The 22,364-nt window shown below is 70.2% G+C and carries 20 protein-coding genes; 13 read left to right on the forward strand and 7 right to left on the reverse strand.

Features of this window, described 5'->3' with window-relative positions:
* Positions 1-21: 21 nt before the first annotated feature.
* Positions 22-1,542: a YhjD/YihY/BrkB family envelope integrity protein gene (locus tag HNQ61_RS00070; protein ID WP_170039279.1), complete on the forward strand. Its 1,521-nt coding sequence runs from the start codon at positions 22-24 to the stop codon at positions 1,540-1,542.
* Between the two features lie 431 nt (positions 1,543-1,973).
* Here the strand turns inward: HNQ61_RS00070 and HNQ61_RS00075 are convergent, their stop codons facing one another.
* Positions 1,974-2,591 (reverse strand): polysaccharide biosynthesis/export family protein, encoded by a 618-nt coding sequence (locus HNQ61_RS00075; protein ID WP_170039280.1) that lies wholly within the window; start codon positions 2,589-2,591, stop codon positions 1,974-1,976.
* A gap of 221 nt (positions 2,592-2,812) precedes the next feature.
* Here HNQ61_RS00075 and HNQ61_RS00080 point away from each other — a divergent pair, with 221 nt between their 5' ends.
* The 10 genes from HNQ61_RS00080 to HNQ61_RS00125 all read left to right on the forward strand — a co-directional run bounded on the left by HNQ61_RS00080 (position 2,813) and on the right by HNQ61_RS00125 (position 12,196).
* Positions 2,813-3,967, forward strand: a complete 1,155-nt coding sequence (locus tag HNQ61_RS00080) for a hypothetical protein (protein WP_170039281.1) — start codon at positions 2,813-2,815, stop codon at positions 3,965-3,967.
* Positions 3,968-3,984: 17 nt separating this feature from the next.
* The gene (locus tag HNQ61_RS00085) at positions 3,985-4,626 is read left to right on the forward strand and encodes a hypothetical protein (protein WP_170039282.1); all 642 of its coding nucleotides are present in this window, start codon (positions 3,985-3,987) and stop codon (positions 4,624-4,626) included.
* Positions 4,623-4,922 (forward strand): PqqD family peptide modification chaperone, encoded by a 300-nt coding sequence (locus HNQ61_RS28420; RefSeq protein WP_170039284.1) that lies wholly within the window; start codon positions 4,623-4,625, stop codon positions 4,920-4,922. The genes HNQ61_RS00085 and HNQ61_RS28420 overlap by 4 nt, the downstream gene beginning before the upstream one ends.
* 206 nt (positions 4,923-5,128) lie before the next feature.
* Positions 5,129-6,283 (forward strand): nucleotidyltransferase domain-containing protein, encoded by a 1,155-nt coding sequence (locus tag HNQ61_RS00095; RefSeq protein WP_170039286.1) that lies wholly within the window; start codon positions 5,129-5,131, stop codon positions 6,281-6,283.
* A complete protein-coding gene (locus HNQ61_RS00100) occupies positions 6,280-8,088 on the forward strand; it encodes an ABC transporter ATP-binding protein (protein WP_170039288.1) in 1,809 nt (602 codons plus the stop codon). Before HNQ61_RS00095 ends, HNQ61_RS00100 begins: the two co-directional genes overlap by 4 nt.
* 97 nt (positions 8,089-8,185) lie before the next feature.
* Positions 8,186-9,652, forward strand: a complete 1,467-nt coding sequence (locus HNQ61_RS00105) for an aldehyde dehydrogenase family protein (protein ID WP_205762117.1) — start codon at positions 8,186-8,188, stop codon at positions 9,650-9,652.
* 206 nt (positions 9,653-9,858) lie between these two features.
* On the forward strand, positions 9,859-10,356 hold the full coding sequence (locus HNQ61_RS00110; RefSeq protein WP_170039290.1) for a GNAT family N-acetyltransferase: 498 nt from the start codon (positions 9,859-9,861) through the stop codon (positions 10,354-10,356).
* A gap of 14 nt (positions 10,357-10,370) precedes the next feature.
* The gene (locus tag HNQ61_RS00115; RefSeq protein WP_170039292.1) at positions 10,371-10,871 is read left to right on the forward strand and encodes a hypothetical protein; all 501 of its coding nucleotides are present in this window, start codon (positions 10,371-10,373) and stop codon (positions 10,869-10,871) included.
* A gap of 276 nt (positions 10,872-11,147) precedes the next feature.
* Positions 11,148-11,738 (forward strand): nucleotidyltransferase family protein, encoded by a 591-nt coding sequence (locus tag HNQ61_RS00120; protein ID WP_170039294.1) that lies wholly within the window; start codon positions 11,148-11,150, stop codon positions 11,736-11,738.
* The gene (locus HNQ61_RS00125; protein WP_170039296.1) at positions 11,735-12,196 is read left to right on the forward strand and encodes a hypothetical protein; all 462 of its coding nucleotides are present in this window, start codon (positions 11,735-11,737) and stop codon (positions 12,194-12,196) included. Before HNQ61_RS00120 ends, HNQ61_RS00125 begins: the two co-directional genes overlap by 4 nt.
* Before the next feature lie 2 nt (positions 12,197-12,198).
* On the opposite strand, the gene HNQ61_RS00130 is transcribed toward HNQ61_RS00125, so the two are convergent.
* The 3 genes from HNQ61_RS00130 to HNQ61_RS00140 form a co-directional block, all read right to left on the reverse strand.
* Entirely contained in the window at positions 12,199-12,999 is an 801-nt protein-coding gene (locus tag HNQ61_RS00130) for a 3'(2'),5'-bisphosphate nucleotidase CysQ (RefSeq protein WP_170039298.1), read from the reverse strand.
* 143 nt (positions 13,000-13,142) lie between these two features.
* Positions 13,143-14,054, reverse strand: a complete 912-nt coding sequence (locus HNQ61_RS00135) for a SprT-like domain-containing protein (protein ID WP_170039300.1) — start codon at positions 14,052-14,054, stop codon at positions 13,143-13,145.
* Positions 14,051-15,163, reverse strand: a complete 1,113-nt coding sequence (locus HNQ61_RS00140) for a radical SAM protein (RefSeq protein ID WP_205762122.1) — start codon at positions 15,161-15,163, stop codon at positions 14,051-14,053. Before HNQ61_RS00140 ends, HNQ61_RS00135 begins: the two co-directional genes overlap by 4 nt.
* Positions 15,164-15,729: 566 nt before the next feature.
* Here HNQ61_RS00140 and HNQ61_RS00145 point away from each other — a divergent pair.
* Entirely contained in the window at positions 15,730-16,398 is a 669-nt protein-coding gene (locus HNQ61_RS00145; RefSeq protein ID WP_170039302.1) for a diacylglycerol/polyprenol kinase family protein, read from the forward strand.
* 669 nt (positions 16,399-17,067) lie between these two features.
* Here the strand turns inward: HNQ61_RS00145 and HNQ61_RS00150 are convergent.
* A complete protein-coding gene (locus HNQ61_RS00150; RefSeq protein ID WP_183685485.1) occupies positions 17,068-18,393 on the reverse strand; it encodes a hemolysin family protein in 1,326 nt (441 codons plus the stop codon).
* On the reverse strand, positions 18,386-19,714 hold the full coding sequence (locus HNQ61_RS00155; protein ID WP_170039304.1) for a hemolysin family protein: 1,329 nt from the start codon (positions 19,712-19,714) through the stop codon (positions 18,386-18,388). The genes HNQ61_RS00150 and HNQ61_RS00155 overlap by 8 nt, the downstream gene beginning before the upstream one ends.
* Positions 19,715-19,999: 285 nt before the next feature.
* On the opposite strand from HNQ61_RS00155, the gene HNQ61_RS28205 reads away from it, so the two are divergent.
* Positions 20,000-20,986 carry a GntR family transcriptional regulator gene (locus tag HNQ61_RS28205; protein WP_221239649.1) on the forward strand — a complete coding sequence of 329 codons (987 nt, stop codon included), beginning with the start codon at positions 20,000-20,002 and terminating at the stop codon, positions 20,984-20,986.
* A 207-nt stretch (positions 20,987-21,193) separates the two neighbouring features.
* On the opposite strand, the gene HNQ61_RS00165 is transcribed toward HNQ61_RS28205, so the two are convergent.
* Positions 21,194-22,315 (reverse strand): M23 family metallopeptidase, encoded by a 1,122-nt coding sequence (locus tag HNQ61_RS00165; RefSeq protein WP_183685483.1) that lies wholly within the window; start codon positions 22,313-22,315, stop codon positions 21,194-21,196.
* Positions 22,316-22,364: the final 49 nt, after the last annotated feature.

Genomic DNA, 22,364 nt, shown 5'->3' on the forward strand with positions numbered 1-22,364 from the left:
ACCAAAAAAACGACAGAGATGATGGACACGCCCACACGCCCCCCCGTTCCCGATCCGGGTGCGCCCGACGGCCACGACGCACGTTCGCTGGGCGACCTGTTCCGCGCGCTCAGCAACGACGCCTCGGCCCTGGTGCGGCAGGAGATCGCGCTGGCGCGCACGGAGGTCAAGCAGAGCGTGACGTCCATGGCGGCCGACGCCGTCAAGATCGTCCTGGGCGCCATTCTGGCCGGGCTGGGCGGGCTGGTGCTGCTGGCCGCGCTCGTCGTTTCGGTCGGCGACCTGCTGGGCGACCGCTACGCGCTGGGCGCACTGATCGTGGGGCTTGTGCTGCTGGCCGGCGGCGGCGTGCTGGCGCTGATGGGCCTGCGCGACGCCAAGAAGACCAAGCTGGCGCCGGAGCAGGCCCTCTCCTCGCTTCGCGACACCGGCGAGTGGGCGCGCGGCGAGGTGTCCGGCATCCGCAGCGCGCTGGGCGGCCATGCGGCGGCGGATTCCGGGACGGCCACCCTGGGCCGTCCCATCGCCAGCGGCGGCGCGTCCGGCGGTCACTCCGGCGGCGGACAGGCACAGGGTGGGTCGCGCGGCGGCACATCGTCCATGCCACACGGGGGGAGCCCGGACGAGCCCGCGCCGCTTCCCGGACCGGCGGCGCGCACGTGGAGCGAGTCGGACTACCACGGGCTGAAGAAGGCGGACATCGACCGGGCCCGCAAGAAGCAGGAGCGCCTTCCCGCCGGCGCGCCGCTGTGGAAGCGGGTGATGAAGGAGTTCAGCGCCGACGACCTGAGCAACCAGGCCGCCAAGGTGGCCTACTTCTTCTTCGGCTCGCTGCCGCCGCTGATCATGGCGCTGTTCGGGCTCACGGGGGTCATCGGCGGGCAGAAGACGGGCGACTGGCTCACGGGGCGGCTCACCAGTTCGCTCCCGGCGGAGGCGTCGGGGCTGGTGATGGGGTTCGTGAACGACATCGTGCACAAGAACGCGCCGGGCCCGATTTCCATCGGACTGCTGCTGGCGCTGTGGGCGGGCAGCAACATCTTCAGCACGCTGGAAGACACGCTCAACCAGGTGTTCTCGGTGCCCGCCGAGCGCTCGTTCATCAAGAAGAAGCTGGTGGCGGTGGGGATGCTGGTGGCGTGCTCGCTGCTGTTCATCACCGGAAGCGCGGTGCTGCTGGGCGGCGGCAAGATCGCGGACGCGCTGGGGCTGGGCGAGGCCGGCCGCATCATCTGGGCGGTCGCGCAGATTCCGCTGGCGTTCGCGCTGATCACGGCCACGTTCTGGCTCATCTACTACGTGCTGCCGCTCAAGGACCAGAGCAAGTGCAAGAAGACGCTGCTCAAGGCGTCGGCGATCGTGACGGTGCTGTTCGTGCTGGCGTCGCTGGCGTTCCGCTTCTACGTGACCAACTTCGGCTCGCAGACGGAAACGTACGGCCTGCTGGGGACGGTGATCGTGCTGCTTCTGTGGATGTACGTCACCTCGCTGGTGATTCTGCTGGGGGGTGAGGTGGCTTCGGAGATGGAACGCGGCTCCTGATCGCGCCGGTTCGATGACGGAAAACGGCCCTCCCGCACGCCGGGAGGGCCGTTTTCTGTTGATGCGCATCGTAGTCGCGAATTGATGAGGTCGCACTCGTGGATCGATAAGGATGAACGCTTCGGATTCGTCGCAGCCGGCCGGGCAGGATCAGCGGCCAGACAGAAGACGACGATGGGCAGCGCGGTCGATCACCAGTGCCCGGCGTGAACATCCGTGAGCGGATGAATCCGCGCTCCAGAAGCGCTAAGCCCCGAGTCCGTTGAGCGGATGAATCCGCCGCTCCAGAAGCGCCAAGCCCCGACTCGCGGCCGCTGTCGCGTCCACGATCGGGGCTTCAACTGCGTTACGTCAGTGATGCATGTGGGGCGGGATGCGGCGCGGAGCCCGTCCAATCCAACCCCGCTCCGAGAAACAGCAGACGAACGAACCTAGTTCTGCTGCAGGAGCAGAATCGCGCCCGCGACCGATCCCAGGGCGGCGATGATGCTGGAGCCGAAGCTCACCGTTTCGCGCAGGCGCTGGGTGCGGCGCGGAAGGCGCAGGATGTCGCCGGACTGCACCTTCATCGCGGCGACCTCGGGGGTGGGGCGCAGCAGGTCGATGATCGTTTCCCGCCCGTCGCGCAGCAGCACCGCCTGGTCCAGCCGCGCGTTGTCGCTGGCGCCGCCAGCCGCCGCAAGCGCCTGCACGATCGTGGTTTCCGGCGTGAGGGTGTACAGGTTGGGAAGCCGCACCTCGCCGCTCACCCCCACGCGGTACAGAAAGTCGAACACGAACTGCGGCTCGCGCTCGTACCGCTGCAGCGTGCGCAGGATCTGCTCGCGGATCTGCGCCCGCGTGGCCCCCGCGACCCGCACCTCCGACAGCAGCGGATGCTGAATCGTGCCGTCCGGCGCGACGGGAAAGTCGCCCGAGAAGTCCGGCTGCCGCCACACCGCGAGGCGGATCTGGTCGCCCGGGCGCACCGAAACGTCCGCGCCGGTCTGGGCGGCGGCGGGCACGGCCCCGAACAGGGCCAGGATCACAAGGACGAAGATTCGGCGCATCGGTCTGGCGGAGAAAAGGAAATCATGAACCCGCCGCAACGTATGCCGCGGCCCGCGCCCTGTCCATCCGTTCGCCCATCTGCCACCATCCAACGTATCAGCCTTGTGGCAGGGGCAGAAACCCGGCATATTGCCCAAGTCGATTCGCTACGGTAGTTTGCGACAGTTCTCCGTCGGGACCGGTCCCCGCGCTCCGCTCCGCCCCCCTCGCGCCATCGCCCATGGGCATCGCCGCCTCCACGCTTCTCGCGCTGGCCATTGCATCCGGGCGACCGGATGCGCCGCCCGCCGTTCCGCCCACGGCCCGGGCTGCGTCCGAGTGCGACCTGGCCCGGTTCGGCATCCGCTACGTGCGCGGCATTCAGAGCGACACGCCCCCCGCGACGGAAGAGGAGTACGACCCGTGCGCCCCGCTGCCGCGGCGCCGCCCGCGGCCCGAGCCGCGCCTGCTGGGCACGCCCGTGCCGCCGCCCGTCGACGCACCGCCGCCGAGCGTGGTTCCGCCGCTGCCTCCGGTGACGGCGGCCCCGGCCACGCGGGTCTGCCTCCCCGACGGGAGTTCGCTGGCCGGTTCGGCGCTCTCGCCGGGGCTGGGCGGCACGCTCGTGGCCGCGCGCACCGGGGGCGACCGGCGCCAGGCGCGGCGCAACCGGGAGATGCTGGTTCTGCGCTCGCTGTCGGTGCGCGACGCGGTGCGGCCCGGCCCGGCGGGCAGCATCACCACGCCCACCGCGGCGGGGCTGGAAACGGGCGAGGTGTACGCCGGCGTATCGTACCAGGCGCGCACGCGGTACACGCAGAACTCGGACGCCGGCGCGGCGATCGCGACGGGGCTCGGCTCGCGCGACATCATCGCGGCGGAGTTCGCGCTCACCACCTACTCCACCCTCCGCGGCGCGGGCCCGCTGGAAACGGGCGCCCTGAGCGTGAAGCTGCACCGCTCGCTTCCACGTGAAACCTCCATCGCGGTCGGGGTGGAAAACGCGGCGCTGTGGGGAGATTCCGACACGGAGCGCAGCTACTACGGGGTGGTGAGCCACATCACGCGGCGCGTGCGCGACTCGTCGCGGCCGTTCAGCTCCGCGCTCATTTCGGTGGGCGTGGGCGACGGGCGGTTCCGCAGCGAAAATGCCATCAGCAACCGCCGCAAGGAAACCAACGTCTTCGGCTCCGTGGGCGTGCGGGTCATCGAGCCCATGTCGTTCATCGCCGACTGGACGGGACAGGACCTGAACGTGGCCGCCTCGTTCACCCCGTTCCGCAGGCAGCCGCTGGTCATCACCCCCGGGCTGGCCGACGTGACCGGCAACGCGGGTGACGGAGTCCGCTTCATTCTGGGCGTGGGGTACGTGACCGCGCTTCGCCGCCCCTTCTGAATCATCGGGAGTCCATCATGAAGTCCCTTGTCATTGGTCTGGCGCTGGCCCTGGCGCTGGTACGGCCGCTTGCCGCGCAGCCCTTTCTTTCGGATGCGCCGGGCCCCATCCCCACGGGGAGCGGGCTTGTGGGAATGGCGTTTCGCGACGTGGAAAACGCCATCTTCGGACGCAGCGACAACACGACCATCTTTCGCACGCGCGGCGTAGCCAACGCGATCGGGCGGCAGGCGGCAATCCTCTGCGGACAGATGGGCGAGGATTCGCTGCCCCACCCGCGCGGCTTGCCGGCCGCCATGCGGGTGAGCGCCGCGGCGCAGGATACCGCGCGGCAGCTGCTGTGCGCGCCGGACCCGGACTGCTTCGCGGCGCCGTGGATCGTGGCGGAGCTGCGCGGCGGCGCGGCGGGAATGGACGGCGATGCGGCCAGCCGGCTGGTGCGCGCCCTGCGCGGCCTGTTCGTGGAGCCCATGGTGACGCAGGACGAGCGCGGGCGGCGCATCGTCGGCACGCGGTGGCTGGCGGCCATGCGGGCGTACGACGAGTACCTGGAGGAAGCGCCGGAAGCCGTGCTCGCCGACCCGCCCGGCGTGCTGACCGCCATCGGGATCGCGCTGGCGCGGATGGTGGACGTCGGCGTGGAGGCCTCCGGCCGGTGACGCACGCCCGTCCGCTTGACGCCACGTCGCGCATCGTCGCGGCGGGCGACCAGGTTTCCACCGAACTCGAGGGGGAAGCCGTCATCCTGCACCTGGGCGACGGCATCTACTACGGGCTGAACGCCGTGGGCGCGCGGCTCTGGTCGCTGCTGGAGGAGCCCCGCGCCGTCGCCGAACTGCGCGACGCGCTGGTGGCGGATTACGAGGTGGATGCGGAAACGGCGGAGCGCGACGTCATTGAACTGATGGACGAGTTGATGGAGCGCGGGCTGGTAGAACCCGCCACGGACGGCTGATCTCGTCCACCGCGCGCGCGGCCTCCATGCCGGACCCGAACCGATTCCTGCTCGATCACGGGCGCCCCGCCAGACCTGGCTCGGGCGCCTTCTCCATCTCCGGAACCTGATGCAGTCCCACCCGCCCGCCGCACCATTCTCGTGCAGACCGCCCGCCCGGCCCACCCGTGGCGGGATGAGGGTGCGTGGCCGCTGATCCGGCGCGGATGGGTCGACGCACGGAGGACGCGCTGCTGCTGGCCTGCGCGCGGCGGATGGTGAATCCCGCGGCGGGCGAGCCCATCGCGGAGCTTGCCGCGCGCGTGGCGGATTGGGACCGGCTGATCGCGCTCGCCGAACGCAACCGGCTGCTCCCCATCGCCCATCGCGAGCTGCGCCGGGTGGACGAGGTGCCGCCGGACGTCCGGGACCGGCTGCGCGCCTTTGCAGAGCGCAACGCGGGAGACGCGCTGCGGCTGTCCGCGGAACTGCGGCGCATCATGACGGCGTTCGCGGCGGATGGCGTGTCGGCGGTGGCGTACAAGGGACCGGCACTGGCCGGCCGCGCGTACGGCGACCTGGGGCTGCGCACCTGCTCGGACCTGGACCTGCTCGTCCATCCGGCGCACCTGGACGCCGCGCTGGATGTGCTGCGGGCGGCGGGATACGAATCGGCGTACGCCTTTACCCCTGCCCAGGACCGCGCCTTTCGCGCGGTGGACGGCGACTATCCGCTGCATCATCCCGCGACGGGCGCGCTGGTGGAGGTGCACGCGCAGGTCTCGTCCGCGCGCTTCTGCGTGCGCCTGCCAACGGCGGCGCTGATCCGTCACGCACGCGCCGTTTCCCTCGGCGGCGGAACCGTTCCCGCGCTGGCGGATGACGATCTCTTTCTGGCCCTCTGCGTCCACGGCGCCAAGCACCGCTGGGCGCGGCTGGAATGGCTGTGCGCCGCGTCCGCACTGGCGGTACGAGCCGGGCTGGATCTGCGCGCGATGGCGGAACGCGGATGGCGCATCGGCGCCGGGCGGACGGTTCTGCTGGCCCTGCACCTTGCCGGCGAGGCGCTGAACCTGCCGATTCCCGCCGACACCGCGCACACGGCCGCGGCGGACGACACCGTTCGCGCGCTGGCCGCGGAGGCGCGCTCTCTCTGGTTCACCGGCGCCGCGGATGACGCATCCGCGGCGGAAAACCTGCGATTCAACCTGCGCATTCGCGACACGCGGGCGGACCGGCTGCGGTTTGCCGCCCACTGGCTGCTCACGCCCACCCCGGAGGATTGGGGGTGGATCCGTCTTCCCGACCCGATCGCCCCGCTGTACCGCGTCACGCGTCCGCTGCGCCTGGCGCTTCGCTACGCACCCGGGCGGCGCGGATGAGCGCGCATCCCGTACTGGCGTTCCTGCGGCAGATCGCCCGCGAGATGCCGCGGCAGGTGGCCGCGGCGGGCGCGCTCTCGCTGCTGCTGACCGCGGCGGAGGCGGCGGGTGTGCTGCTGCTCATCCCCCTGCTCACCATCGCCGGTATTCCCACCGGACGCGGCGTGGCGGGAAGCGTTGCCCGCGCGGTGGAGCGCGGCTTTCTGGCCATCGGCGTGCAGCCGGGCGCGGGCGCCGTGCTTCTGCTGTTTGTCGCCGTGACGCTGGTGCAGGCGGTGGTGCGGCGCGCGGAGGCGCTGGTGGGGCACCGCATGCAGTTCGGCGTCTCGCACCGCATGCGCACACGGCTGTACGCCGCGGTGACGGAGGCGCGCTGGCTGCCGCTGGCCCGCATGCGCGGCGCGGACCTGCTGAACGGGCTCACGACGGAATCGGACCGGGTGGGGAGCGCGGCGGGCTTCGTGGTCGCGTTCGTGGTCAACACGCTGCTCGCCCTTGCCTACATCACGCTGGCGCTGCGGGTTTCGGCGCCGGTGACCGCGGTGGCCATGGTGACCGGCGCCATTCTGATGGCCGTGCTGCGACCGCTGCGGCGCGCGTCCCGCAGCGCCGGGCAGGGGCTGACGGCGGCGACGGCGACGGTGGCGGCGGCCGCCACAGAGCACCTGGGCGCGCTCAAGGTGGTAAAGAGCTACGGCGCGGAGGAGCGCAACGCGCGGCACTTTGGCGCGGCGGCCACGCTCGCCATGGAGATGGGGCTGCGCGGCTGGCGCGCCTACGCGGACGCGGGCGCCGTATTTCTGATCGGCTCCGCGGCGCTGCTGGCCGTGGTCGCCTACGCCGCGGTGGAACTGCTGAACGTGACCGGCGGCACCGTGCTGCTGCTCATCTTTGTCTTCTACCGGCTGGTTCCGCGCCTGTCGCAGCTGCAGACCGTCTACCAGATGGTCGCGCGCGACATCCCCGCGTGGGAGGCGCTCTCTGCCCGCATCGAGGCGCTGGAGGCGGAGCGGGAAGGATTGCGGCCGGCGGACGGAACGGTGCGGCTGGCGGAAACGGTGCGGTTTGATGACGTCTCGTTCACCTACGAACCCGGCGTGCCGGACGTGGTGGCGGGGCTGAGCATGGACATCCAGGCGTTCCGCACCACGGCGCTCGTCGGCCCGTCGGGCTCGGGAAAGACGACGGTTGCGGACCTGATGATGGGACTGGTGACGCCGCGGTCGGGCAGCATCACCGTGGATGGGCGGCCGCTGGAGGCGTCGTGGCTGCGCGGATGGCGGGATGAGATCGGCTACGTGGCGCAGGAAACGGTGCTCTTCAACGAGACCGTGCTCGCCAACCTGCGCTGGGCGCGCCCCGACGCCACGGAGGACGAGGTGTGGGATGCGCTGCGGCTGGCGGCGGCGGACACTTTCGTGGCGGCGCTCCCGGACGGGCTGGAAACCACGGTGGGCGACCGCGGCGTGCGCCTTTCCGGCGGCGAGCGGCAGCGCTTGGCGCTGGCCCGCGCGCTCCTGCGCCGCCCCGCGCTCCTGATTCTGGACGAGGCGACCAGCGCGCTGGATACGGAGAACGAGCGTCGCATCCGTGACGCCATCCGTGCGCTCCACGGCCGCACCACCATCCTGCTGATCACCCACCGCCTGCCCAGCGTGCGCGACGCGGACGTGATCCACGTGATGGAAGCCGGGCGGCGGGTGGAATCCGGATCGTTTGATGAACTGATGGCCCGGGCGGGCGGCCGCTTCCGGCGCCTGTGGGCCAGCCAGTCCGGCGCGGACCCGGACGATCCGCCGGAGTGATCCGGCCGCCGCGTCCGCTCGATGCTGGCGCCCGCCGCCGTACTCTCCGCAGATTGCGCGGGATGACGCGGACGATCCTCAACGCCATCGACGCCCCGTGACGCAGATCCTGGAATCCACCCACTCCGAAGCTGCCACCGACGAGCGCGAGATTGAACGCGCGCGGCGGCTGTTCCAGCTTCAGCGCGGCAGCCGCTGGCGGATCGCCACCTCCACGGCGGCGGAGCGGATCGCGCGGCTGCGGCGGCTGCGCACGTCCATCATCCGCCACAGGCAGGCGCTGTATGACGGGGTGCATGCGGACTTCCGCAAACACGCCTCGGAGTTCGAGATCACCGAAATCCAGCTGGTGCTGGGCGAGATCGCGCACACCATCCGCCACCTGCGGCGCTGGATGCGCCCGCGTCGCGTCGCCACCCCCGCCCTGCTGACCGGGGGCGCCAGCCGCGTGCAGATGGAGCCGCGCGGGCAGGTGCTGATTCTGGCGCCGTGGAACTACCCGTTCCAGCTCCTGTTCGGCCCGCTCGTCGCCGCGGTGGCGGCGGGGAACGTGTGCCTGCTGCGCCCGTCGGAAAAGGTGCCGCACACCTCTGCCGCCATGGCGCGGATCGTCGCGGAGGTGTTTCCGGAGGACGAGGTGGCGATGGTCACGGGCGGCATCCCCACCGCGGACGCGCTGCTCACCCTGCCGTGGGACCACATCTTCTTTACCGGATCGACGGCGGTGGGGCGCAAGATCATGCGCGCGGCCGCCGAGCACCTGTCCACGGTGACGCTGGAACTGGGCGGAAAGTCGCCCGCGATCGTGGACCGGTCGGCGGATCTGGCGCAGGCGGCGGAGCGCATCGTCTGGGGCAAGTTCGTGAACGCGGGGCAGACGTGCGTGGCGCCGGACTACGTGCTGGTGCACGAGCGCGACGCGGACGCCTTTCTGGCCGGGGCCCGCTCGGCGCTGGACCGCTTCTATGGCGCCACGGACGATGCGCGGCAGGCGAGCGAGTCGCTGGCGCGCATCATTGACGATGGCGCGTTCCGGAGGCTGGCGGAGGCGCTGGACGCCACGGTCGCGGGCGGCGCGCGTGTGGTGGCGGGCGGGCAGCGCGACGCGGCGACGCGCTATCTTGCCCCCACGATCCTCTCGGAAGTGGACACGAACGCGCCGGTGATGCGCGAGGAGATCTTTGGGCCGGTGCTTCCGGTGCTCACCTATTCCGCCATGGACGAGGCGATCGCACGGGTGAACGCGGGCGGCAAGCCGCTGGCGCTGTACATCTTCAGCGAGGACGGCGAGACGACGCGGCGCGTGCTGCGCAACACCACCGCGGGCGGCACCATCATCAACCACGTGCTCTGCCACCTCGCCAACCCGGACCTGCCATTCGGCGGCGTGGGCGAGAGCGGCCAGGGGAGCTACCACGGGCATGCCGGCTTTCGCGCATTCTCGCACGAGCGCGCGGTGCTGCGGATGGGGCGCCTGGGACTCGGCCGGCTCTACTATCCGCCGTACGGCCCGCGCATGCGGCGGATCGCGGGGTTGGTTTCGCGGTGGATGGAACGGCGGTAGCGTTCGTGTCGGGATTTGGAGTGCGCGCATCGCCTCGATGGACACGGTGCATCCGGATTGCGACAGCGGCGGAGCGCTGATACTCCCGCGGACCGCGGATCTCGATCGGTTGCGGAAGAGAACAGTACCCGCGCCGCGTTCCGGTCAGTCGCGGCGGGAAAAGACGGAGGCGGTTTCGCGGATGACCATCACCGGCTGAGATTGCATTGAGCGCTCTGACCATCCGCGCGGCGGCGGAAAGTGACGTTCCGCTGATCCTGGCGTTCATCCGCGAGCTGGCGGAGTACGAACGGCTGCTGCACGAGGTCGTGGCGACGGAGGAGCGGCTGCGGAGCACGCTCTTCGGCCCGCGCCCGGCGGCGGAGGTGGTGATTGCCGAGATGGACGGCGAGCCGGCGGGGTTCGCGCTCTTCTTTCAGAACTACTCCACCTTTCTCGCGCAGCCCGGCATTTACCTGGAGGACCTGTATGTCCGCCCGGAGGCGCGCGGACGCGGCATCGGGCGCGCGCTGCTGGGGCACCTGGCGCGGCTGGCGGTGGCGCGCGGCTGCGGCCGGCTGGAGTGGTGGGTGCTGGACTGGAATGCGCCCGCCATCGGCTTCTACCGTGGGTTGGGCGCCGAGCCGATGGACGACTGGACCGTGTACCGGCTGGCGGGAGATGCGCTACTGAGCATGGCCGCCGCGACGAATCCAGCCACCTGAACGGAGCGGGAACGATGAACGACCTGTGGCGTGTGATGGGTGGATCGGTGGTGGCGCTGCTCGCGGGATGCGCGGGTTCGGCGCCCGCCGCGGAGTCGTACGTGGGGCTGCGGCACCCGCCGGAGCCGGACGGCGTGGAGGATGAGGCTGGATGGCTGCTGGAACCGCGGGATGGCGGAGAGTTCGCCGTCGCCGTGATGCGCGACGGCGAGGGGCGCATGCTCTGGCTGCAGCGGCTGGTGAGCCGCGACGCCGGCGGTAACCCGATGTTCGAGGTGCTCGGCGTGGAGCGCCTGCCGGACACACAGCGCGGCGAGGAACTGGCGATGGTGGGGTGCAGGATCGGCACCCGCGGCGACATGTCCACCGACCTCGTCGCCATCGTCCGATCCGATCCCGCCACGGAAACGCTGACCGGCGCGCGTCACGCGTGGCGCGTGGATGCCGCCGGCCGCCGCTTCGTCCCCGTATCCACCAAACAGGTGGAGTGCCTGAACGAAGCCGCGGGCCTGTGATCGTCCGCGGCGGTTGTTGAAACGTTACGGCCACGGAGCGGGAGCCAAGGATCTTCCGTGACGCAGCCGGGGTTGAGCGAATAAATCCGCCGCTCCAAAAGCGGGAAGCCCCGACACGTCGCCCACAGGCGCCGTTCGGGGCTTCAACTGCTTCAAAGGCAATCGGGTAGGCACATCCGCGAACGTTCATCCTGGCGGTACGAACGCGCAATGACGGGTCGGCGTCTTGGACACGAGCGCGAATTGCCCTATATCTTAGGGCAAAAAGGGGGCACGATGGATCAACTCAGTGAACTGCTCGGCTCGGAGGCACGGGCGCGGCTCCTCGCGCATTTCGTGGTGCGTCCGGAATCGCGGATGCACGCGCGGGCGCTCGGACGACACCTGGGGCTGGCGGGCAAGCGCTCCCTGCAGACGGAGGTAGACCGGCTGGTCGACCTCGGCCTGCTGGAACGCGCCACCGATGCGACACGCGTGCTCATCACCCGCAACGCGGCGCATCCGCAGTGGACGGCGCTGGCGTCGCTCGTGCGGGAGTACGGCTCCGCGCTGGTACTGCGCGATGCGCTGGCGGACGTGCCCGGGTTGCGCGCGGCCTTCGTCTTTGGATCGTACGCCCGGCGCGACGCCCGCCCCGACAGCGACATCGACCTGCTGCTCTTTGGCGACGAAGTACCGGAGCGCGAGCTGGGGCGTGCGCTGCTCGATGCCGCGCTGGTGCTCGACCGTCCGGTGGACGCCAAGCGGTACGATACATCCACGTTCCTCCAGGACGCGACGGAAAAGGACGGCTTTCTCCCGAGCGCCCTGCGCGGCCCCAAGCTCTGGCTGGCCGGTTCGCCCGCTGAGTTTCCGGTACTCGCATGAACGAGCGGATCAACGCGCTGATCCAGATGGGTCGCCTCGTAGCCCACGAAGCGCCTGACGAGGAGATCGCGGGCGTGTGGGAGAACGCCGTGGAGGCGTGGACGGATGCGTCCCTCACCATCCGCAGCGCCAACCGGCGCCTCACATCCGCCTATGATGCCGGACGGATCGCGGTGCTGGCGGTCGTGCGCGCCGCAAATCTGCGCGTGAGGGCGCAGAACCATCACGAGGTCACACTCGCGACGGCCGGGCTGCTGGCTGGCGGGGAGCTTCAGGGGATGCTGCAGGAGTTTCAGGCCCTGCGGCTGGAGCGGGTGCAGATCGAATACGGCTGGCGCACCCGGGCGTCTGCGGCAGACGTGGAGCGCGCGACCGCCGCCGTCGGCGGCATCATGAAGCTGGCCGCCGGGTGGATCTCCACCCGGCGGCCACTAGTCGTCCTCGTCCGGCTTCCCTGACCCTACTCGCGGACCGGGAGCGGCTGGGATGAGATGCGGAGCAGTTCGTCATGCACAGCGCCGTTGGAGGTGGCGATGCCGCGCCAGTCGGGATTCGGCTGGTTGAAGACGGGTTCCGCGCCGTCGATGCGCGTCACCCGGCCGCCCGCCTCGCGCACGATGACCACGGCCGCGGCCACGTCCCACTCGGACTTGGGGCCGCGCGAAACGAACGCTTCTGCGCCGCCCTCGGCCACGCGGCACATCTTGTACGCCGTGCTCCCCAGCGGCTCCACGCTCCAGGCGTCGCCGAACCCGTCGAACTCGCCGCGCTTCATCTCCCAGCGCGACGCCACGATGCGCGGCGCGTGCGAACCGGGCGCGGCCACGTGGATCGGCTCGCCGTTCCGAAAGGCGCCACCACCGTCGCGGGCGGAATACATCTCGCCCGTGGCGGGATTCAGCACCACGCCGACGACGGCGCGGTCGCCATCCACCAGCCCCACGCAGACCGCGAACTCCGGGCGCCCGGCCACAAAGGAGTTGGTACCGTCGATGGGATCCACCACCCAGACACGGCGGCGCTTGAGGCGCTCCGGCGAGTCGGCGCTCTCCTCCGAAAGCCATCCGTACTCCGGCCGCTCGCCCATCAGCACGCGGTACAGCGCGCGGTCCGCGGCCAGGTCCGCCTCGGTCACGGGCTGCTCCGGCGATTTGTAGCGCACTTCCTGCTCCACGCGAAAGGCGCGCATCACCGCGTCTCCCGCCGCGCGCGCGCCGCGGATGGCGAGTTCCAGATCCTCGTCCAGACTGTACTCCGGCATCAATCCATCACTTTCAGGAAGCCGATCAAAAAGAAGTCCCAAGTGCCCAGTCCCGAGTGCCCGGTCCGAAGGCCCGGTACATCTCTCTCCCCCCACCGCTCATCCACCCTATTCCCTATCCCCTACTCCCTATTCCCTCTGCTCTACTCCCCGCCCTTCAACCACTTCACCGGCCGCGTCGCCCGCGGATGAACGTCCAGCTTGCGCGCCCACGCGCGAAACTCGCCGCCGTGGTCCGGCTTGCCGCCCTGCGCGTGCTGCCACAGGTGGATCATCTCGTGGCGCATGGTCGCTTCCGATTCCGCCGGGGCGGCGTGCGTGCACAGCCGGCGGGAAATGACGATCTCCAGCGGCGATGACGAGAAGTGGCCGTTGCGCCTGCGCATCTGCCCGCTCAGGTACAGCGGAACGCGCGGCAGCTCTCCGCCGAAGTACGCGTCGTTCACCCGGTCGAACTCCGCCTGCAGCCGCGCGATGTGCGCGGCGTCCGCCGGGGCGACGCTGCGGGTTCGCGTGCGGGCCGGCGCGCCCTCGCCGGGGATGGCGGCGATGAACCGGCGCACCGCGTCCCGCGCGCGGTTGCGGGTGCGCGTGTCGCGGGCCGTGAACAACCGCCCGACCGCGACCAGCACGTCATCCGGCGCGGCGGAAAAGGCTACGTTCAGACGCAGCGCCCGGCCGCGATCCGCCACGCTGGCCATCACCCGGCGGTTGCGGGTGAACACCAGCGACGCAAACTGCGGGGCTACGCGCGCGACCACCGCCAGCGTTTCCGCCACGCTGCGCCCCTGCGGAACTGCGGCCGCGCCGGGCGTTATCCTGGGCTCCGGCTTCCGCGCCGGCTCGCGCTTCTGCCTGGGCTTCGGCTTCGGCTCGACGGATGGTGCCGGAGCCGCCGACGGACGTCCGGACGCGGCGGCGGGTGCCGGAGCGGGCCGGGGCGCGGGCGGAACGGGTGCGGCGGATGGCGGCTTCGGTGCCGGAGACGACTTCGGCTGGGCGCGCGGCGGCGGCGCCCAGCCGAACAGGTCCAGCACTTCGTCCAGCAGGCTCACGCGGCGGCGACCGCGGGCGGACGGGCGGCGTGCCGGTACTCCACCTCGTATCCCATCGCGCGGGGCACCGTCAACAGGCGGTCCAGGTCGCGGTCGATGGTGGCGCCCGCCTTCTGCGTGACCTCGTCCTCCACCGGGAGATCGAAGTCGTCCGCGCCGTACTCCAGCGCACGGAACGCGTCCTCGTTGAGCGTAAGGACGGAGGTGCGGATGTGCTTGACGTTGTCCAGAAAGATGCGGGAGAGCGCGATGTTTCTCCAGTATTCCTGCGGCGTGATCTCGCGCCCGCCCAGCGCCGTGCCGTACGGCTTGTACGTCCAGCTCAGGAACGAGAAGATGCCGTCGTGCCCGTCCGCCAGACACGCGTCCTGCAGCGTACGGGTGCGGTCCAGGTGCTCCAGCCGCTCCTCCAGCGTCTCGTCGAAGCCGATCACCATCGTCGCCGTCGTCCGCAGACCGGCGTCCACCACGGCCTTCTGCGCCTCCAGGTACTCGCGCACCGTGTACTTGAACTTGGCGTGGCGCTTCCGGAAATCTTCCGTCAGGATCTCCGAGCCGCCGCCGGTGATCCAGTGCACGCCTGCGTCACGCAGTCGCGCAGCGGTGTCGGCAAACGACAGGTTAGCGCGATCCGCCAGGAACATGAATTCGGCGATGGTCAGCGCGTAGAACTCCACCTTGTCGCCGTAGCGCTCGCGCACGGCGGAGAACAGGTCGGCGTAGTAGTGCAGCGGCAGCTTGGGGTTGAAGCCGCCGTTGAAGCCGACGAGGTCGCCGCCCAGTTCCAGCAGTTCGTCGATCTTGGCGAACACGTCCTCGCGCGTCATTACGTAGCCGCCTTCCTGGTTGGGAAGGACGTAGAACGCGCAGTAGTCGCACTGGGCGACGCAGACGTTGGTGTAGTTGATGATGCGCATCACCATGTAGGTGGCGCGCTTGGGATCGTGATAGCGGGCGCGCACCAGCGAGGCGAGGCGCTTGAGCTCCTCGTCGGAGGCGTGCGTCCACAGAAGGTGCGCGTCGTCCACGGTGATGCGCTCGCCGCGCGCCACCTTGGCGCCAACGGCGGCCATGGACGAGTCGATTTCCAGCCCGGTTTCGGGAACCACGGTGCCCTTATCCTGCGTTCGTTGCGTCGTTTGGGACCTCCGGAAAGATAACGGGTGTGCGACGGCGCGCGAAAGGCTCCGCAAGCGGGATGATGGACGCCTGCCGCGTGGGGAGATTGATTGCTGTCTCTGGCGGAGGCTGGCGGATGCCGGTCCGCCGTCGACAGCAGTTCCGGTGCATTCGACCGGCTCTACGCCGGCCGCGGAAATCGTTGAGCGAATGAATCCGCCGCTCAAACAGCGGGAACCCCCGACACCGGCCGCTGGCGCGTCCGGTTCGGGGCTTCAACTGCATTCGAGGCGGGCAGCAAACTGGTGGGCGCAGTCCGCGGAGGCGGACTTCGTGTTTGTCGAGGCGCGGTTTCAACTGCCGGGGGCAAAGCGCGCGACAGGCTCCAGATTGTTCCTGCACGCCGGGCGCGGTGGGTGCCCCGCCCCTCCCCGAGATCGTCCGGGGCTATCGCCATCGCACCAAAACAGCTACTTCGGTGCGCGCGTAGGCGGACGGGAGCAAGGAAACGCTCGCGGAGACCGCGTCACGCGCCGCATGGCCGACCGGAAGGAACATGGAGAAACCGAGGAACACGGTCGTGAACACGGCCGGCATCACCGTAGCGGTGGCGAATGGACCGGGGCGCGCCCACGCGGCTCGGGGCGGCGGCATGCGCCGCGAGTTGATGCGCAAGTCGTTTCACATGAGCAGCATGGCGCTGCCCCTGTTCGCGTGGATCGCGCCGCGCGCCGTGGGATTGGCCGTGCTGGTGCCGCTGGCCGTGATCGCGGTGGTGGTGGATTCGGTGCGGCTGCGCTTTCGCGGTCCCAGGTACGTGTTCCTGCGCGCCACGCGAACCATGCTGCGGGTTCACGAGCGCCGCGGGTTTGCGGGGGCCACGTACATGGCGGTGGCGTACGCGACGGCGCTGCTCGCGTTTCCGCAGCCCATCGCGGTTGCGGGCATGCTGTACAACGCGCTGGGAGACGCCGCCGCCGCGCTTGTGGGAAAGCGCTGGGGACGGCACCGCACATCGTGGGGAAAGAGCTGGGAGGGGTACGCGGCGGGGATGGCCACGAGTATGGCCGTGGGCTTCGCCGTGCCGGGCATTCCCCCCGCCGCCGCGGTCATCGGCGCCGTGGCCGCGTCCACGCTGGAGTTTCTGCCGCTACCGCTGGACGACAACCTGCGCGTCACCCTCGGCGGCGCGCTCGCCTGCTGGCTCGCCGCCACGCTGCTTTGATGGACGGAGACGATGGACAACGGGGCGGCCACCGATGATGGTGACCGCCCCGTTTCTCGTCCACGGAGAGAGCGTAAGATCCGCATGGATTTTGGAGATCGTTCCGATGGCGGGCACCCTGAGCGGATAAATCCGCCGCTCAACAAGCGCTAAGCCCCGACTCATGGCCGCTGACGCGTCCACGATCGGGGCTTCAACTGCATCCTGGATCCCGCGCGAATCCTGGGGTGTGCTCCCTCTCCCACATCTGTTCGTGGGAGAGGGTCGTCGTGCGCAGCACGCGGGGTGAGGGCCACAGCCGGAGACCGGCACCGAACCTCATCGCCCACGCCGAACGGCTCCCCCTCCCCCGCGGAGCGGGTGGAGGGGGCTGGGGGGAGGGGGCCTCTCCGCCCGCACCTCAACCTGCCGCCGCGCGCGAACCCGCCGTTCTCCCCTCTCCGTGCGTCTGTTTGCACGGGGAGGGGCCGGGGGCATAGGCGCGAACTTAAGCCATATCGAGCCCTCTTAGCCCCGTATTTTTACATTCACGGTGGCGCAAAGCTGGCGAAATCTGGTCGAATTAGCCGTCGCGAATAAGCTTTGCAAAATAAAGTTGACGCCTATGGGGGCCGGGGGAGGGGCCTCACAGCCGCAGCGGCTCAGAATCCTCCGAAGCCAACCCGTCCCTCAGGTGTCGAAGTTCTCCAGCACCGCGCCCGGCAGCGGCGTCACAAGCGCCTCGTTCACGCCCATCCCCTCCAGCGACAGCACCTCGAAGCGCACCTGATCGTATTCCACCACGTCACCCACCACCGGCGGCCGGTCCAGCATGGTGAGCACCAGGCCGCTCACCGTATCCACCTCCTCGTGCTCCAGCACCACCCCCAGCTCGTCGCCCACCTCGCTGATGCGCACCGTTCCGCCGGCGATCACGCGACCCTGCTCGTCACGGTACATGTCCGGCCGCGCCACCCAGCCCTCCTCGATCTCCCCGACGACCTCCTCGAACAGGTCCTCGATGGTGATCACCCCCGCGGTGCCGCCGTGCTCGTCCATCACCACGGCCATCTGCGAGTTCACCCGGCGCATGGCGGCCAGCACCGTGTCCATCGCCGCCGTTTCGGGGATGTACGGCACCTCGCGCACCTCCGACGGGCGCAGCGCGCGGCGGTTGGGCATGCGGCGCAGAATGTCCTTGATGTGCACCACGCCCACGATGTGGTCCAGGCTTTCCTCGTACACGGGGTAGCGCGTGTGCGGGCTGCGGCGCAGCGTGCGCAGCATCTCGTCGGCGCTGGCGCCGGCGCGGATCCCCGTGACCCGCACGCGCGGAATCATCACCTCGCCCGCCGTCAGGTCGCCGAACTCCAGCAGCTCCTGCAGCACGTCGGCGCTTTCCTGCCGCAGCATTCCCCCCGCCTGGCTTTCGCGGACGATGAACTGCAGCTCCTCCGGTGTCCGGTACTGTTCGCCGGACGAGACGTAGCGGTTGATCCCCGCCATCCGCAGCAGCCCGTTGCCGATCGCGTTCAGCGCCAGCACCACGGGGTAGACCAGCTTCTGGACGACGAGCACGGGTGGCGTCACCCACACCGCGGCTTTGTCCGCATGCTGCAGCGCGATCGTCTTGGGGATCATCTCCCCCACGACGATGTGAAAGTAGGTGAGGATGGCGACGGCCAGCACGCTGGCCAGCGTGTGCGACGCGGCGGCCTTGAGCGGGCCCAGCCCGGCGAGCGCGTGGCCGATCCACTCCGCCAGCACGTGCTCGCCGTACATGCCCAGCCCCAGCGAGGCCACGGTGATGCCCAGCTGCGCGGTGGCGATGTAGCGGTCCTGCCGCCTCGGATCGTGCAGAATGTTGGCGACGATGCGCGCCACGCGGTCGCCCTCCGCCGCGCGCCGCTCGATGGACGCCTTGGGCGCGCCCACGATGGCGAACTCCGCCGCCACGAACAGCGCGTTCAGCAGAATCAGCACGGCGATGATGAGGATGGGCACGACCTTATCCATCACGCCCGTCCTCCGTCCCGGCGCGCGGGCGGGCGGGGAGCGCCAGGATGGTGCGCACCGCATGTCCCGCCACCGCTTCCACTTCCACCTCTACGCCGTCGATGCGCACGCGCTCGCCCGCGGTGGGAACGTGACCCAACTCCTCCATCACTCGTCCACCTACGGTGTCGGAGTCTCCGTCCCACAGAACGTCCAGCCAGGGCTCGGCCTGGTCCAGGCGCATCCAGCCCGGAAGGCGCACCCGGCCGTCGTCCAGCCGCTCGGCGCCGGGCTCGTTCACGCGGAACTCGTCGGCCACCTCGCCCATCACCTCGGTGAGCACGTCGTCCAGCGTCACCAGCCCGGCCACGCCGCCAAACTCGTCCAGCACAATGGCGAGGTGGCTGCGCTTTTCGCGCATCAGCGTGAGCAGGCGGTCGGCCGTGACGCTCTCGTGCACCATCAGAATGGGGCGCATGAGCTGGCGGACGGACGTGAGCGGGCCGCCGGCCAGGTAGCCGCGGAACAGGTCCTTGGTGTGCAGCAGGCCTTCCACGTGCTCGATGTCGCCGCGGTACACGGGAAGGCGCGTGTACGGCGCGTCCGCCATGGTGCGCAGCAGTTCGGCCACGGGCGTATCCACGTCCACGCCCACGATCTCCTGCCGCGGCACCATCAGGTGGCGCGCGGGGCGGATTCCCAGCTGAAGGGCGCGCCGCAGCCGCCGGTGCTCGTCGGGCTCCAGCAGCCCTCCGTCGCGGCTTTCGGCAATGAGCAGGTCGATTTCCTCGGGGGAATGAATGTGGCGGTGGCCGGTCGTCTCCACCCCCATGACCCGCAGCGCCAGCGCCCCGCTGCCGTTCAGAAAGCGGATGAAGATGCCGAACGCCGAGATGGACCACTTCATCGGCAGCGAGGTGCGCAGCGCCACCTGGGTGGGAAACTGCAGCGCCAGCGACTTGGGGACGAGTTCGCTCAGCACCATCGACAGAACCGTCAGCCCCACCAGGATGACGACCGCCGAGGTGGAAAGGGCGGTGGCGGGGGTCAGGCCGCTCCAGATGCGCTGGAGAAGCCCGGCCAGCGGTTCGGCCAGCGCGGCCTGCCCAAAGGCGCCGATGATGAGCGACGTGAGGGTGATGCCGATCTGGCAGGCGGCGATGTAGCGGTCCAGCGCCTGCGGGTTGTCCAGATAGGGAAGCACGCGGCGCGCCGAGGCGTCGCCCTGCTCGGCGCGCTGGCGAATGCGGCTGCGGCGCACGCTTACCGCCGCGAATTCGGCCGCCACGTACAGCGCCGTGAGGGCGATCAGAACCAGGATGACGAGGACGGACAACAGCATTCAGACCAGGCCGCAGAAGGACGAAAGCGCGCGGCCCCGACCAGCCCGAAGGGGCCGGCGGGGCGGCCCGGCGCGCGTCGGGCTTGTGCTGGTGGTCCGAAAGACGCTCATTAGAGGGAATTTCAACGCAGGGAGCACGCCACACCACCTGTCGGCGGACGCGGCACCCCGCGTACGATGCAGGGTACGTGTTGCGCGAACCCCCCGCAAGACGATCCTATTAGGCACTCGCGGTGGCCGTCCGGCCCCGCGCGGGCACACCGAACGCCAGTCTCCACCGGATCGATGGATCAGGAAACCGCTCTCAGCGACAAGCTGCGCGACCGAATTCTCAGCTCGCTCCACCTGGGGCTGCTGCAGCCGGGGGACCGCCTCCCCAGCATCCGCGCCCTGTGGCGCGAGATGGGGGTGGACCACCGCGTGGTGGCCCAGGCCTACCGCATTCTGGAAGACGAGGGGCTGGTGGAGGTGCGCGGCCGGTCCGGCGTGTACCTGGCCCCCCAGGACCAGCTCGGCGGCGAGATCCTGGCCGAGACGGCGCGCTGGATGGCCGGCGTGCTGGTGGAGGGATGGAAGCGGCGCATGACGCTGGCCGAAATCCCCGAACTCATCCGCCGCTGCACCAGCACGGTGCGCCTCACGTGCGCGTGCGTGGAAAGCAACGTGGACCAGATGACGGCCTACTGCGCGGAGCTGCGCGAGCAGTTCGGCATCGAGTCCGTCCCCGTCTACATTTCGCCCGTTCCCCTGCCGCGGCCGGAGCGCTCGGTGGAGTTCCACGCGGTGGAAGAGGCGATCCGGCAGGCGGACATGGTGGTCACCACCAGCTACCACTCGCGGCTGGTGCGCAAGGCGGCGGAAAACGTCGGCGTGCCGGCGGTGACGCTCACGGTGAACACCGAGGTGATCGAGACGGTGCAGCGGCAGATCCGCAACGGCGGGGTGACGCTGGTGTGCGTGGACCCGGAGTTCGGCAACCGGCTGCGGGCCATGTACGCCGACACCCTCGACGGTCCCGGGGAGATCCGCGTGGTGCTGGCCGACGACCCCGAGGCGATGGCGGCGCTGAACCGGGACGAGCCGGCCATGCTCACCCTGGCCGCGCGCGAACGCCTGGGCGAGGGCTTCGACTTTCCGCCGCTGCTGCTGCCGCACTCGCCCACGTTCTCGGCGCACACCGCGCGCGAGCTGCTGCAGCTGATCATCCGGCTGAACCTGTCCGCGGCGGAGCGGCAGGATGCCACGCAGCTGCTGGCGGGAACCGGAGCCTGAGGGTTCCGTTCGCGTTCCTCCCCCGTCGTACGGTCGCCGGGGTGGGTAACGGCCGTTTCACACGGAGGTCACGGAGGATGCACGGAGGGCACGGAGGAGGCAGGCGCGGTCCGCGGGCCTTCGCTCCGTGACAGGGTGAAATGATGAAAGAGCGGGGCCGGACGCATCGATGCGTCCGGCCCCGTTTCCCGTGCGGCGGGATCGCGGTCAGAAGCGGACCACTTCGCCGCCTGCGGGCATTTCAAGGGTGCGCACGCGGGTGGGGCCGGAGGGGCGCCACGCCGCGCCGCGCTCGTCGTACTCGTCCAGCCCCGTCAGCACGCCCAGCAGCGTGTAGCGGTAGATGACGAACGGAATTCCCTCTCCCGCGATTGCGGACGGGGCATCCAGCAGGTGAAAGTGCAGGTGCGGCCCGGTGGAGTTTCCGGAGTTGCCGATGTCCGCCAGCACCTGGCCGCGCTGCACGCGGTCTCCCGCGCGCACCCGCAGGCTTCCGCGCCGCAGGTGCGCGTAGGTGGCGTACTGCCGCTCGCCCACGCGCAGCACCAGGCGGTTGGCCTCGCCGCGCACGATTTCCGGCGGCGTGTTGTCGGGAAGGGTGTCTACCGCCTCCACGATCTTTCCGTCCGCAACCGCCAGCACCTCCGCGCGCCAAGTGGCCGAGTTCTCGTTCCGCGTCGGCGCGCCGCGCCAGAGCCGCCCGTCGTCCCCCAGCCGCACCCAGTCCGTGGCGAACCGCTGGGGCGTGACGATGCGCCCCGCCACGTTCACCAGCAGCCGGTTGTGGCCGGGCATGGAATCCGGGTCCGGTCCGTTTGCCGCCACCCAGTCGCCGCCCCGCAGCGGCGGCCCGATCTCCACCGGCGGCGTGGGGGGAATGGGCAGCGATTCAAGGGCCACGGTGCGCTCCGCACCGCTCGCCGCCGCCAGAACGACGCTCACGTCCAGCGAGGACGTGGCCGCGCGCATCGGAATCCACAGGTACACAATTACGCGTCCGCCGGGCGGCAGCAGCGTGGCGCCCGCGGAGTCCGCCGCGCCGAACGCCTTGAGGTTGGCCCGGAGTTCCGCGCCGGAATACTCCCGTATCGCCACGGTGCTACCCGGGACGGCGGCGCGGACGCTCGTCAGCCGCAGCGGCTGGTCCAGCAGGTTGCCCACATGCAGATCGATGACCGCGTACCAGGCGCCACGGACGACGGCGATGACGGGAGGCTGCGGCAGACGGAGTTCCACCGGGATGCCCGCCTGCGGCTGCGCCGCCGCTGCCCTGGCGGAAAAGGCGATCATCGCGAGCAGAGACACCGGGCGGAGGGAGAGGAAGCGCATCGCAACCGGGGGAACGTGTGGGCGGAGGAGACGGGCGGGCAATCATCAA

Origin of the sequence: Longimicrobium terrae (assembly GCF_014202995.1) — a bacterium.
GTDB classification, from domain to species: Bacteria; Gemmatimonadota; Gemmatimonadetes; order Longimicrobiales; family Longimicrobiaceae; genus Longimicrobium; species Longimicrobium terrae.